Here is a 13,892-nt window from a genome sequence, read left to right as displayed (position 1 = left end):
CACGCTTACCATCCCATTTGACACCGGCCGCGTGGTGATCCTCGGAGACCTGCATTTGGACAGCTTCTATCGGCTCGCTGTCGACCCGATCGCGCTCCTGAACCGTGAATACGCGCTCCAAACCGCAGACGCGCTCATCCTCGCAGGCGATCTGATCAACGGTCCAGCTCCGAACTGGTCGAAGGTCTTTGACTATCTGGCGCAGCATATCCTGCCGGAGAAGGTCTACGCGTTCCCGGGCAATCATGATTACTATAATGGCAGCCTCGGGGATGACCCCCTCCTGGAACGCGAAGCGACGAAAGCCGGCGCGCAGTTCGTTCAAAAACGGGTTCTGCAACACGGAACGACCCGCTTTCTGTGCTGCACGCTCTGGACCGACTTCGATCTGCTGGACGATCAGCCAAGGGCGATGAGCTTCGCGCAACAGGTCATGCGGGACTATTCCAGGATCGCAAGACCTGCGCCGAGCAGTCTGACACTGGATGACAACCCCGGCGGATGGATTCCGCAGCCCTGGATCAAGCCGGAAGATGTCCTGCGCGTTCACCGGGATCATCGTGATTGGCTCGTCAAGGCGCTGTCAGTGCCGCACCATGCCTGCAGCACGGGGCAGACCGTCGTCGTGACGCATCACGGGCCGCACCCGGATGTTGCGGGTGCCATCGATGCCCTGACAGCGTCGTTTCATTCCGACTTGGGCGATCTGATCGCAGGCTATCAGCCGGACGCCTGGTTCTTCGGGCATTCCCACAGACGGTTGCGCGCCAAGGTCGGTCAAACCGACATCCGCAACGTGTCGATCGGCTACGCCGAGGAATTGGCGCGCGCGTCCACATCCTATCTGCGCGAAGCCTGCATCTGGGAGAGCCGCCATGGATCTGAATGATGCGGACCACGCGCTTCTCGACAAACTGAAGTCGGTCAAGCCCGTGTGGGTCGGTGGTTTTGACGACGGAACGCTTGTCCGATGGGACGACATCGACCCGGATCTGATCGCCCTGATCAGGGATGTTGCACCCAATCTGGAGCCTATCCTGATTGACGGCGCGCGATACGTTCTACCGCTCGAATGGGTGCTTGCTGCTGAGGATATTTGGCGCCTGCTCACCACACGGATGCGTCTGCGGTCGCTCGAGCTGGCGGTGATCGGACCGAGCAAGAGAGATATTGTCCAAGCACCCGTGCTGACGGGCTGGGTGTCGATCAGGTCGGAGTATGGCATCTGGGCGCATTTGGTGGGCGAGGTCGACGGCCACCCCGCGTCGATCGGACCGATGATCCGAACATCACCGCTCTGCGGTCTTGACCGTGACTTCAGTTGGGCAAGGACGGTCTCACGGTGTTACCGGCTTGAAGATCGTTCGACGCCCGAAGACTTCCATCGGAAGTGGGGTAGCAAAGCCGACGGCATCAGCGCAATGGCGATCGAGGTCTGGGAAGCGGAGGCAATCTGCGCCGCTGTGCAGATAAGTGAAGGCGTGAGGGAAGAGTAAAAAATGCAGAGTTCCCACGATGGGACCCTTTTTGCCAACGCATCGCGAAGCGGCTTCCCGCGCGGATTGGAAGAACGGTGCCTTGAAAGGGAGGAAAAGAAATGACTGACCAACCGAACTGGCCCGCCAGCCGCCCTCGCGCGATCTGTCTCGATCTGAGCGGAGAGGAAGGGGCCTGCCATTCGGCACCTCCCAGAACCGGGCCGGAAACGGGGTGCAGATCGCCTGAGACCTTCCAGGACGCATTGATGCTTCTGGCGCTCGAAACGGGCCTGCCCATGGTCTTGTTCACGGAAGGTCTTCTCTGCCTACCGGAAGAGTTTGAGGAGGCGCGGCCGCCTTGGATAAGAGTTGTCCAAATGGAAAAGGTCCCTGGTAGCCGCGTGCACTTTGCGGATTGTGTTGGACACGTGAAAGAACGTTTCGGTATCCCGGCCGGTGACCTGATGTGCATCACAGATCGAAGTACAAAGGATATTGATGGTATCGAATGTCGAACCGTCGCCCCGCAGGATGCAGCGCAGGTTCTGGACGCGTTGTCCCACACGCGGCGCCACGCGGCATTCGCTGGCTATCAGGAGATCACGCCAGGAATGGCGCATACCGTGCTTGTTCCACTCGATCTGGGGATCGGTGCAACGCCGGACGCCAATCTTCTTTGTGATCACAGGCGCCTAAAGTTCGACACCGTGTTGCTGATGGAAGGCCTCGTCCCAACAAGCGGTTTCGCCGCAAAGAGCCTCGAGAAACTGATCGCCGGCTACGCGCCAATCGTTTACCGGCTGGCAGACGAACGGAGTCTAGCGGAGATATTTCGGGACTCGCTCACACACCTCAGCGCCGCCGGGGCCTGCAGGATCGACTTCGTGTCGGAAGATGGCAAGCCGGATGAGCAGATGGTGCGCTACGTGGACATCACAGAGAAACTCGGGTTCCGAGCTAAGCTGCTGTCTTGGGTTGAATTGGTTCAATTGCGGCGGGTGGGCATCTGACCGGCGGCCAATGTAGGCCAAATTGAAATGGAGCCGTCGGCCTCCAAAGCTAGGCTACGAGCGTCGATCTCTGCAACCGATGGCCGAAGTCGGGCCGCTTAAGCGACTCATAATCCCTACTTCGGCTCGGACAGCGGCCATTCGCTAGTGGCAGCTGGAAATTGCACCTTGCGGGACAAACCGGACTTGTGCAGATGCAGCTATTGCTGACGCAGCATTCGTTCGCACGTGCAGAGCAAGTCTTTTTGCAACCGAGCGCATGTCACCGAAGTTGTCATTCATTGGGAGGACTTGAGCAAAACCCACACCGCCCTCTGACTTTTTTGTGCAAATCCTACAGCCGCTGGACTAATCAGAATGGCTAGTTGATCAAAGCTTTTGCGAGTGCAGAATTTACACATAGATGCGTTGCTAGCCCGCCTTTGAGGGCCGCTCGGGTCGCTTCAAGGCGATCGTTTCCGCACACAACAAGAAGACGTTTGGCAGCCTTCTGTAAGTCTGTGAGTTCTGCGGCGATAACACGATCGGTAGGTGGTAAATGGCACTCATTGCCTTCTGCGTCGATGTAGCGGCAGCAAATGATCCCTTTCGCCCCAGCCTTTCGGGCAGCTGTCAGCTCTTCCAAACTTGCCATTCCGGCAGCTGCCATATGCGTATCATCCGAAATATTGCCTATCGAGTAGGTTACCATATCCAGCGTTTTCAACCGGTCCAGCTGGGCAGAGATTGTCGGCTCTTCGCGAAAAAGCGCGGCCAAGTCAGCCGTGGAGGCGAGTGCTGGCGCGTGCAGCGTGTAACACTGCGCACCGATCTGGCTTGCAATGCGGATTGTGCAGTTCTCGGAAGCGGGAACGCGGTCAGACATCATTGAACCGATAAGCTGGCTCACTTCGACCTTTTCAACTTGAACGCGTGGCAGTTCTTCCGAAAGGGCAAGCACTGTCTCCCCCCACGCGATCCCAACGCGGTCACCTGTTTCGACGATGTCCAGAAAAGCCGTCGCAGCAACGCGGCCCAGTTGGCGAAGCGCTGCATCTCGGTTGGTTTCGGCATCCTCAAACGTGTCCGAGATATAAACATCCGTCAGCCCGTAGGCCTCGCGCAGATCGCGTGCGAGTGAATTCTCTTTCAGCTGTTTGCCGTCTACGCGAATTTGGACAATCCCCAGTTCGCGCGCTTCCCGCAGCAAGTTGACGACTGTCACGCGAGACACTTGCAATCGCTTCGCAATCTCGCTTTGGGTCAGACCCTCTCCGTAGTAAAGCAGCGCGACATTCGAAAGCCGTTCGCCACGATCACTGTCGACGTATATGTTGCTGGATTTGTTCACACTCAGGATTTGACGGGCTTGGTGCCGCTTTGTCCATAGTTCTTGCGAAACCAAGCGTAGCAGCGATCAATTTCTTCTTGTGGCAACTCTTCCACAGGGCCGCGGCACAAGGCCAGATGTGTCGTCATCGCGGCCTCTTCCAGATACATGGCGATGCTGGTGGCTTCGGTGGCGGATTTGCCCATCGTGAAAACGCCATGCGCTTTTACGAGGACAGCCCAACCCCCATCGGCTGCATCTAAGATCGCCTGGCCGGTATCGACCTCACCCGGTGTCGCGTAGCGCGAGCAGGGCACATCTCGACCCAGCATGTGCGTGATCGGCGTTAGAACGGCTGGTATCCGTTCACCACGGGCCGCAAAGCTGGATGCATAGGGCGAATGGGTGTGCGTGATGCCAAACACGTCCGATCGGTTGCGATAGATATAGAGGTGTATCCCAGTATCGACCGACGGCTTCATGTCACCCTCGATGACATTTCCGTCCAGATCAACAACAACCATGGTCTCAGGCGTCAATTTGTCGAATTTGACGCCGGACGGCTTGATAACGATCAGACCAGTTTTAGGGTCACGCCCAGAGACGTTTCCGCCCGATCCAACCACAAGTCCGTTGCGTGGAAGTTCATGGTTCTGATCGCAGACCTCCTGTTTCAACGTCTCAAGCATCGGGCACTCCGTGCGGGTAGACGACGATCTTCAGCGACTTTTCTGCCTCAACCAGCATGCGGAAAGCCTCGGCACTGTCAGCGATGTCAAAGCGGTGTGAGATGGCGTCTCTTGCGTTTATCCGACCAGCTTCAAGCAGGCGAATGTAGCTGTAGGTGTCTGTGTGATCTGATGAATAGCGCGAGGTGACCGTGATTTGGTCAAAATAGGCTTTGTGGCCATTTTGCACCCAGTCGGTCTCGGGAGGCAGCGGTGCGCCCAAATGCAGGCACCCACCCACTTCCACCAGCGCCATGGCTTGTTCCCATGCGGAAGGAAATGGCGCGATCACAATAACCGTGTCAGCAAGCCGTCCATTGTTGAGCGCGCGCATTGCATCAACCGCATCCTCTGTTTTGGGGTTGATGGTATGGGTCGCCCCAAAATGACGCGCCTTATCGAGCCGCCAGTTCGAGAAATCGAGCGCCACGACCTTGCCCGCACCAAACAGCGGTGCGAGGTGAACAAATCCTTGTCCCATAAATCCAGCGCCGACAACCGCCACGGTGTCACCGGGTTGGATGTTGCAAACCTTCAATCCGGACAACACACATGACCACGGCTCGATTGTGGTCGCCTCTTCATCGCTTATGCCGACAGGCAGTTTGTGGGTGTCCATTGCCAGATGCTGGGCAGTGACCTTGAAGTATTCACAGACGCCACCTGGATCGAGCCGCATGGTCTTATAGAAAGGATCACGCGTGAAGTGACCGCGTCGCGAAAGGTGACTGTCGACCCGGCCCACGTGGTGGTTCACAAAAACACGATCACCAATCTGATAGTCGGTGACGCCAGCGCCAAGTTCGACCACTTCGCCAGCTGGTTCGTGCCCGAGCACCTTCGGCTCCGTTTTATACCAAGCCATCGTCTCGCCACCGCAAAGCCCACAGGCGCGGGTCTTGAGAAGCATCTCGCCTGGGCCAACCTCTGGTATAGGGCGATCTTCAAGCCGAATATCGTCTATGGCGTACTGGACAGCCGCTTTCATCATGTTCGTCACGTCGGACTCTCCTCACTGGCTGATGCGCCACGCAGGGCTTCGGACAATTTGCGGTACTTCTTGAAAACCGGGGCATAGGTATCATGCCGGTTTGGGTCTGCGCGATACGTCACCAAATCGTCGGTATTTCGGGCAGCAAGTGCTATCGGATCTTCGCCTGAGACGGCTGCGGCACCGATGCAAGCCGCCCCCCAAAGGCCAAGGTCCGAAGCCGAATTGACCATGACATCTTGCCCGATGATGTCCGCGATAATCTGACACCAAACAGGATTACGCGCACCTCCGCCTGTCAGATTGACGGGAAGAGTTGGCAGGCCGTTCTCCTCCTCAAAACAGTGGCGCAGGCTGAGCGCAGTCCCTTCCATCACAGCGCGCCCCAACTCGCCTTTGGTGGTGCTGCCTGACATGCCCAAGAAGCCCGCACGAACCGTAGGATCGACAAAAGGTGCACGTTCTCCATTAAGGTACGGCAGGAAGGTTACGCCGTTCGCACCGATCGGCACCTGTTCGACGAGCGCGTTCAGTTTCATCGCAATTTCATCCGTCCCTTCGCCGCCAAGGCTCAGCGGATGAAGGCTTGCGAACCAATCAAACGCTGCGGCGCCCGTTGAAGGTGCAAGGACTCTGATTGCGACTTCGTTCGTTGGATGCAAAACCGTTGCGGCTATAGGATCATCGGTTGATTCAATTTGATCCGTCAGAATGTTCACTACGGCAGTCGTCCCAAGGATCATCATCGTTTCGCCTGCGCGTGACATACCCAGCCCAACGATCATCGCGCCCAAGTCAAGTGTCGCGACAGACACCGGAAGGCCATCTGGAAGGCCGGTCGCGCGGGCTGCGGCTCTTGTGACGTGTCCAAGAACCGCATGTGCGCGTTTTGGGGGCAAGAGCTTGTCCTGCAAGTCCGTGCATTCCAACGCAGAGATCGCATTGCCGTAGCTGCGCGATGCAATGTCGAGAAATGGGATTGTTGCATTTGCAAAGTCTGTCGACAGAACACCCGTTAGCCGGTGTCCGATGAAGTCGCCGCACGTCGCAACATATTGAACGCGTTCTGCCGCCTTGGGTTCATTGCGCCTCAGCCAGCGCCACCCCATCGCAGATGTTCCGGGCCAAAGTGCGGTATTGCAGCCGCGCCCGACAGCAGACGTCGCAGGTCCACCTGAGAGTTCTGCCAAGTCCTTGGCGATGTCTTCGCGTGTGTCTGACCAGAGGATCGCGGGTCTAACCGGCTTGTGACCGGCATCAAGCGGCCAGAAGCCGTCCCCTTGCGCGCAGATACCGAGAGACTTGATACGGGCCGGATCAACCTGTCCTGCAGTGCGTTGGAGGCATGTTGCAACGGCGTCCCAGACGATTTCGGGATCCTGCTCATTTTCACCGTTCGGCCCTCTGATCACTGTTGAGGGCGCAGAGTCTTCGGCAACAATCTTCCCCTGAGGATCAAATGCCGCTGCTTTGATGGCGGTCGTTCCAACATCCAATGCAAGCCTGATCGTTGTCACCGCGTCCTCCCTTGTCGCTTAAACATGTGATTTAAAATTTGACATTTGTAAACTGACTTGTTTTCTTCTGAGCATCAATTGCGGTGGAGGCCGCAAACGTAAGGGAGGAATACAATGAGCTTTTCAGTGAAAGCTGTTCTGGCTTGCACGAGCCTGGCATTGGCGGCACCAGCCTTTGCAGACGGGCATCTAAGCCTTGAGGGCAAGACAATCGGCGTGGCCGTGGTAGGAACCCAGCACTTCTGGGATCGCGAAGCGTTTAATGGTGCGACAAGCACAGTCGAAAGCCTGGGCGGTACAGTTGTGCCGGTCGACGGTGGCCGTGACAATCAGGTACATGCCGACAACCACGACATTCTGTTGAACAACGGCGTCGACGCGGTGATTTCAATTTTGGGTGACGGTGCGGTCGAACCAAAGTTTGAAGCACTCAAAGCTGCCGGTATCCCTGTGTTCACTGTGGATCACCCCAGCCCACATGCCGTCAACAACACGACATCTGACAACTACTATATGGGCACAACAATTGGTCGCTACATGGCTGACGCGATTGGCGGCGAAGGCAAGGTTGCTGTGTTCAACGCGTTCCAGGAAGCGCTGCGGATTTGCGACATTCGTGCGGGTTTGTGGAAATACGTGCTGGAAGACTACCCAGGCATCGAGATCATTCAGCCTGAACTGGCCGAAGAATTTGCAAATGCACCGGAAGATGCGCGCAAAAAGACGCTCGATCTGCTGAGCCAGTATCCAGAGGGTACGATCAATGCGATCCATGTCGGCTGCTGGGATCAGCCAGCTATTGGTGTCGTGCAAGCCCTTGAAGAAGCAGGGCGGACAGATGTTCTGGTGACAGCTTTGGACGGTGGGCCAGACACGTTGGAGATCATGGCCGAAGAAGGTTCACCCTTTGTGGCCAATGTCGCCCAACAACCGAACCTGATCGGGTCCACGTCGGCGATGAACGTAGCGCGTCACTTTGCGGGTGAAGCACTGCTTCCGCAAACCTATGTGGACGTTGTACCCGTCAATGGGCGCGATGAAGCAATTGCTGCCTATGAGGCACTTGGCTACGGTTCGCTTGAGTAAAGCATCGTAATTTTGGAAAGGCGGCGGCAATCTCCGCCGCCTTTTTTTTGAGGTAAGTCCAATGACGGATTTTGCTGTTTCGCTGACAGACATCGTCAAAGAGTTTCCGGGCGTCCGTGCGTTGGACTCAGCTTCGCTTGCGGTAAAACCTGGCGAGGTTCATGGGCTTGTTGGCGAAAACGGTGCGGGCAAGTCCACGGTGATCAAGGTACTTGCGGGCGTCTATCAGCCAGAAGCAGGTTCAATCACGATTAACGGGCAACATCTCAATCCAGCGACCCCCGCCGCAGTCCATGAGGCAGGCATTCGCTTCATTCACCAAGAGCTGCACCTCGTCCCGCATTTTACCGTGACTGAGTCTGTTTTTATGGGCCAAGAACTGCTCGGAGGGCTTGGGATTGCAAAACGCGAGATGCGGAAGCGGGCAGAAGCCTTTTTGCAGGACAATCTTGGCTTTGTGATATCAGGCAACCGGCTGATCCGTGACCTTGGTCCGGCTGAACGCAAATTGGTACAAGTTGCCCGCGCCCTCATCGACGGCGCCGCGCGCGTGGTCGTCTTTGACGAACCAACCGCCCCATTGGCCAGCGAGGAAGTCGATCTCGTCATGGGGGCCATTGCCAAACTAAAATTACAGGGGATCGCGATCCTCTATGTGTCGCACTATTTGTCTGAGATCACCGATATCTGCGACCGTGTCACTGTGTTTCGACAGGGTCAGACTGTTGGTGTGTTTGATAACATCACTGACGATAGCGCGGCCGACCTGATCTATGCGATGGTCGGGCGGGAAATCGCGGACATGTTCCCAAATCGAACAAGTCGTCCAACGCAAAAGGGTCTGTCGGTCACAAACCTTGCATCTGGCACGGTATTTTCTGATGTAGCCTTTGAGGCCGACAAGGGTGAAATCCTCGGTATCGCTGGTTTGATCGGCTCCGGCCGTGAAAAACTCATCGACTGCCTCTATGGTTTGCGGAAAAAGACGGCGGGGACTGTCGCTCTAGATGGTGAGCCAATCAACGCGAGCACTGCTGCAAAGGCTGTCGCACAAGGGATTGTGCTTGTTCCACGCGACCGGCGGCATGACGGGCTTGTCCTCCCCATGTCTGTCTCGGAAAACGCTACTCTGGCCACATTGAGCCGCACGTCGAAGATGGGTTTGGTCAACGCGAAGGCCGCCGCAACTGAGACCGAAGCACAAATCGAGGCGCTGGATATCCGCCCACCAAACCCCGATGCGATCACGCGGCTTCTGAGCGGTGGAAACCAACAAAAGGTCGTTCTTGCGCGATGGCTGGCCACTGACGCAAAGATCTTCATTTTTGATGAGCCGACCGTCGGCGTCGACGTCGGCGCCAAAGCGGAGATTTATCAATTGATCGCGGATCTCGCCGCAAAAGGCGCGGTGGTCATCGTGTCTTCATCTGATCCCGTCGAATTACAAGGTATCTGTGATCGGATTATCGTCATGATGCGCGGGGTCATTGTGGATGAGCTTGAGGCCACTGCCACAACCGTTGATGAACTTGTTGCCGCGACGACAGGGGCCGCATCGATCAAGGGGACAGCACATGCAAGCTGAGGTGTCACAGGGCCCCAAGGTGTCCGATCTTGTCGGTTACCTGCCACTTGTCATTTTCATCGCGGTGCTGGGCTACATCAGTCTGAATGCACCGAATTTTCTGACCTTGCAGAGTTTGGAACTCATCGTGATTCAAAGCCTGCCGGTGGTTCTTGTATGTGCGGGGCTGGCCATCGTCGTCATGGCCGGTGGGGATGATGTGGTATCGGGTGGAATTGATCTGTCCATACCGGCGACGGCGGTTTTGTCTGCCGGGATTACTGCGCAGATGCTCACATCCGGAGTGCCGCTCGCCGTCTGCGCCATGGTTGCGTTGGTCGCATGCACGTTGGTGGGTGTATTGAACGCAGTCCTGGTGACGAGAATTGGGATGACACCGCTTCTGACAACCTTAGCGGTGTTTGTCGCTGTGGTTGGCGTGAATAACGTGATCACAGTCAGCCGCCGCATTAATGTGGATCATGATTGGATTGTGGCGCTTCGGGCGGAGGAAATTGCTGGTGTGCCGCTTGGCATTCTGTTGGTCGCCCTCATCGTGGCAACGCTCTTCTTTGCAGCACATCGCACACGTTGGGGCCTTAACATGCAGGCCGCAGGCGGTAGTCGTGACGCGGCAGAAATCTCGGGTATCAACGTCAATCGGTTTGTCGCACAGAGCTTTGTTGTTGCAGCGATCACGGGCTTTCTGTGTGGTTTCTTTTTGCTCGCGCGGGGTTCAGGGAGCTCTCCTGGCGTGCAAGACAACTTAATGCTTGAAATGGTACTTGCCACGTTTTTGGGTGCTGCATTTTCACCGCGTCGCGTCGTGACACTTTGGGGCGCGGTCCTCGGTGCGCTGTTGGTTGCGGCGATTTCGATTGGCTTGAAGTCCATGGGGGTGAACGTGTTCTGGACCGGACTGATCAAAGGGTCTTTGATCGTCGTAGTCGTCGCCTTTTCGGCCTTGGCGCAGCGGGGTCGGTAAGGTGATGGACCGTTCAAACACCCTCCGCGATATTCTTTTGCGCTTTGGCTTTCTCATCGTCTTTGCGGCATTTTTTATTCTGTTTGCGGTTTGGAATCCGGTGTTCCTGCAAGGCGGCAACCTGCTGAATATCGTTGAGGGCTCGGCTATCTTGCTGATCCTCGCACTCGGTTTGACGTTGATCGTGGCGACCGGCGGGATTGATCTGTCGATTGGTATCGCGCTGGACTTTGGTGCCGCCTTCGCCGTTGTCGCGATGAGCACTTATGACTTGAATTGGTTCAGCGCGGCCTGCGCGGGCGTCATTGGGGGGTCACTTGTCGGGATTTTCAATGCGATCCTTGTTGTTGGCCTCCGCATCAGCCCCTTTCTAGCAACACTGAGCACCTTCTTCATCGGTTCCTCTGTGCAGCGCATTTTTACCAATGGCGGGGGGCCGATTTCCTATCGCCGGATGCCAACCGAGTTTCGCAATATCGCGCAAGGCGACATCCTAGGCATCCCGACGGAGGCGGTGTTGGCTGCGGTTCTCGTGGTGATTTACTATCTGTTGCTGGAACGGTCGATTTGGGGGCGGCGCATTCATGCAATGGGGATGCAGCGGTCTGCCGCCGTTGTGGCCGGAATTCGGGTCAATCGCATTCTGATCGGGTGCTTTATTTTTGCCGCGATGACCTGTGCTGTTGGTGGCTTGATCGCTGCAGCCAATATCCGGATGTTCACGCCACTCTCTGGCTTTTCCTATCTGCTGGACGCAATCGCAGCCGTGTTCATTGGCGCAGCTTTACATCCGCGCGGGCGCCCGAATGTTTTGGGAACCGTAGCCGGCGTTCTATTCCTCGGGATGGTTGCCAACGGGCTGAACCTTATGGGTTTGAACTTCAACACCAAGGACGCGCTCCAAGGGATCATTCTGGTATCGGCCTTGGCCCTCGCGGTCGCACAACGCACAGCGCGGAGCGACTAGAGCGCAACATTTGGTGGTTTGTCGACACTCAGTTCCGGCAACGGGCCATGCCAAGCCTCGGCATAGACCACACATGTATGTGCGATGTTCCCCTGGCTCAGCGACGAGCATCCTTTGTCCAACGTCAAGACGTTCGGGTTGCCATGGATGCAGGTTTTCGTACCGTTTATCACTCTGGGATCAAACCACGCACCTGTCGGAAGCGACAGGCAATCCAGGCGAATATCCTCGCTTGTCTTGACCGCACAAATGCAGGCACCGCGAACATTGTACAGGCGCAGAAAGCCACCGTCGGCGACCCCTAAACGCTCTGCGGCGGCAGGATGCAGCGTACATACCTCGCGCCCTGACACCTTTGCGCCAAGGCTTTCGCTGCCCATATCATTCTGGCCATGCAGTCGTGTGGCAGGCTGGCCCGAGATTAGGTGGAACGCGCCATCCGGCAGCGCACTCCCCTCAACAGGCGGCAGCCAGCTTGGGTGCGCAGGGCAGTCTGAAAGGTCCATCTCGCCAATGGATTGGTTTGAAACGGTCAGTTTGCCGCTTTCCGTACCCAGCGGGTTCGCCTCTGGATCTTTGACGAAATCCGCAAACGCGATGCGGTGTTGGCGATCAACAGGCAGATCAAAACGCCCCATCACCTTGAAGTCTTCGAAATCCGGCATGTCGATGTTTTGGGTGGCCCCAACGTTCCTGGCCTCGTCCCACAAATGTGCAAGCCACTCAGCACTGGTCTTGCCCCCTCGAAATGCGTCTCCGACATTCAGTTTGTCAGCGATCTCAGCGCAGAAATCGAAATCATCACGCGCCTGTCCCATTGGGGCCGTAAAGCGCGACATGTAGACTAATGCCGGATCACGCCGGTTCATCATCAGATCCTCCCGCTCCAATGGCGTTGTTGCAGGCAGAACGATATCAGCGCGCCGCGCGGTGGCAGTCCAGCTGTGTTCACTGACAATGATCGTTTCGGGGCGCCGCCATGCCCGTTCCAGCCGCAACAGGTCCTGGTGATGGTGGAAGGGGTTGCCGCCACTCCACCATACCAATTTAAGGTCCGGATAGTGGCGCGTTTCACCGTCATAATTGTAGGGCACATTAGGGAAGAGGAGTGCATCTGCAATCCGTGCAACCGGAATAAAATCCGTCACAGGATTGGGCACTTTGGGCAGCGACGGCCAAGGTATCCACGGGACAGGCCGCCCGATGGCAGTGACGGACCCATAGCCGAAACTGTAGCCCGTCCCAGGCTGACCGATCTGACCAAGAACCGCTGCGAGGGCGAGACCGGCCCAAATCGGTTGCTCCCCGTGATCGGCGCGTTGCAGCCCCCAGGCCGTCGAAATCATATTCCGGGTCTCGGTCAGCTTTCGCGCAATCTCGATGATCCTTCGCTCTTGGATATCGCAGATGGTCGCGGCCCAAGCAGGCGTTTTGGGCCGACCTTCTGTATGGCCCAGAACATACGCTTTTAGATCGTTCCAGCCGCTTGTGCAGCGCGCGAGGAAGCGTTGGTCCTCCTTGCCCGCACTGACGATCCAATGGATGAGAGCCAATATCAGCGCGGTGTCTGTGCCGGGCCGGATAGGTAGCCATGCCTGTGCCTCGCCTCTTTCTGGCGCTACGCTAAGGACTTCAACGTTGTTCGACTTCAATGCGTCCAGCCAAGAACCAACGTCATGTGTTGCCGTTCCTGCAGAGGTGATTTGAGCCGTTCGCCTGGAAATGCCGCCGAACGCCAAAACAAATTCGCAATGCTCTGCCACGAGGGGCAGCGATGTCATCTGGTCCTGAAATGCTCTGTTCGACATGCCCAGAATGCGGGGAAACAGCACTTCAGCCGCCGCATGCGAATACGTTTCGCGCGATGAGGTGTACCCACCGGCCAAAGCCAGAAGCCTGCGCATTTGCCCCTGTGCATGATGGAAACGACCAGCGCTGGACCAGCCGTAAGAGCCCCCGAAAATTGCCTGATTGCCATAGGTTGTGCGAACGCGATCAATTTCGCTGGCCACCAATTGCGTGGCGCGGTCCCACGTGATTTCGACAAAGCTGTCGCTACACCGTGCTGCGCCTTTGTCGCCGTTCAGCCATCCTTTTCTGACAACCGGCGCCAGAACCCGCGTTGCCGGGTCAGTTGCCGCCGAAACCCAGCCACGCCCGATGCGAGAGGGCAATGGATCATCCACGACCGGCGTGAGGTCTTTGTCGCCCGATTCAAACGTGTATGTGCCCCAATGGGCGGCAGTGTATTTCATGC

Annotated in this window: 12 protein-coding genes; 7 read left to right on the top strand and 5 right to left on the bottom strand. The window is 57.0% G+C overall.

Going from position 1 to position 13,892, the window contains the following annotated elements; translation table 11 throughout:
* From V8J85_RS14405 to V8J85_RS14395, 3 genes are all read left to right on the top strand, one after another.
* The coding region (locus tag V8J85_RS14405) for a metallophosphoesterase (protein WP_339954447.1) at positions 1–889 on the top strand (889 nt) is incomplete at its 5' end.
* Entirely contained in the window at positions 876–1,496 is a 621-nt protein-coding gene (locus V8J85_RS14400) for a DUF6634 family protein (RefSeq protein ID WP_339954446.1), read from the top strand. The genes V8J85_RS14405 and V8J85_RS14400, both read left to right, overlap by 14 nt.
* Before the next feature lie 248 nt (positions 1,497–1,744).
* Positions 1,745–2,488, top strand: a complete 744-nt coding sequence (locus V8J85_RS14395; RefSeq protein WP_339954445.1) for a hypothetical protein — start codon at positions 1,745–1,747, stop codon at positions 2,486–2,488.
* A 361-nt stretch (positions 2,489–2,849) separates the two neighbouring features.
* Here the strand turns inward: V8J85_RS14395 and V8J85_RS14390 are convergent, their stop codons facing one another.
* The 4 genes from V8J85_RS14390 to V8J85_RS14375 are packed head-to-tail and all read right to left on the bottom strand — an operon-like array spanning position 2,850 to position 7,033.
* Entirely contained in the window at positions 2,850–3,818 is a 969-nt protein-coding gene (locus V8J85_RS14390; protein WP_339954444.1) for a sugar-binding transcriptional regulator, read from the bottom strand.
* A gap of 2 nt (positions 3,819–3,820) precedes the next feature.
* Positions 3,821–4,486, bottom strand: coding sequence for a class II aldolase/adducin family protein (locus V8J85_RS14385; protein ID WP_339954443.1), 666 nt, complete (start codon positions 4,484–4,486; stop codon positions 3,821–3,823).
* Positions 4,479–5,516, bottom strand: a complete 1,038-nt coding sequence (locus V8J85_RS14380; RefSeq protein ID WP_339954459.1) for a zinc-binding dehydrogenase — start codon at positions 5,514–5,516, stop codon at positions 4,479–4,481. The genes V8J85_RS14385 and V8J85_RS14380 overlap by 8 nt, the downstream gene beginning before the upstream one ends.
* A 5-nt stretch (positions 5,517–5,521) precedes the next feature.
* The gene (locus V8J85_RS14375) at positions 5,522–7,033 is read right to left on the bottom strand and encodes a xylulokinase (RefSeq protein WP_339954442.1); all 1,512 of its coding nucleotides are present in this window, start codon (positions 7,031–7,033) and stop codon (positions 5,522–5,524) included.
* Between the two features lie 114 nt (positions 7,034–7,147).
* Between V8J85_RS14375 and V8J85_RS14370 the strand changes: the two genes are divergently transcribed.
* The 4 genes from V8J85_RS14370 to V8J85_RS14355 all read left to right on the top strand — a co-directional run bounded on the left by V8J85_RS14370 (position 7,148) and on the right by V8J85_RS14355 (position 11,635).
* Positions 7,148–8,119, top strand: a complete 972-nt coding sequence (locus V8J85_RS14370; RefSeq protein WP_339954441.1) for a sugar ABC transporter substrate-binding protein — start codon at positions 7,148–7,150, stop codon at positions 8,117–8,119.
* Between the two features lie 61 nt (positions 8,120–8,180).
* The gene (locus V8J85_RS14365) at positions 8,181–9,704 is read left to right on the top strand and encodes a sugar ABC transporter ATP-binding protein (RefSeq protein ID WP_339954440.1); all 1,524 of its coding nucleotides are present in this window, start codon (positions 8,181–8,183) and stop codon (positions 9,702–9,704) included.
* Positions 9,694–10,668, top strand: coding sequence for an ABC transporter permease (locus V8J85_RS14360; RefSeq protein ID WP_339954439.1), 975 nt, complete (start codon positions 9,694–9,696; stop codon positions 10,666–10,668). Before V8J85_RS14365 ends, V8J85_RS14360 begins: the two co-directional genes overlap by 11 nt.
* Positions 10,669–10,672: 4 nt before the next feature.
* Complete coding sequence (locus V8J85_RS14355) at positions 10,673–11,635, top strand: ABC transporter permease (protein ID WP_339954438.1); 963 nt, start codon at positions 10,673–10,675, stop codon at positions 11,633–11,635.
* On the opposite strand, the gene V8J85_RS14350 is transcribed toward V8J85_RS14355, so the two are convergent.
* Positions 11,632–13,890 (bottom strand): molybdopterin-dependent oxidoreductase, encoded by a 2,259-nt coding sequence (locus V8J85_RS14350; protein WP_339954437.1) that lies wholly within the window; start codon positions 13,888–13,890, stop codon positions 11,632–11,634. The two genes, V8J85_RS14355 and V8J85_RS14350, sit on opposite strands and share 4 nt — an antisense overlap.
* Positions 13,891–13,892: the final 2 nt, after the last annotated feature.

It is taken from the genome of Yoonia sp. 2307UL14-13 (assembly GCF_037572755.1).
In the GTDB taxonomy this organism is placed as follows: Bacteria; Pseudomonadota; Alphaproteobacteria; order Rhodobacterales; family Rhodobacteraceae; genus Yoonia.
The sequence above is the reverse complement of the archived record's forward strand: the minus strand, read 5'-3'. Positions and strand labels throughout refer to the sequence as shown.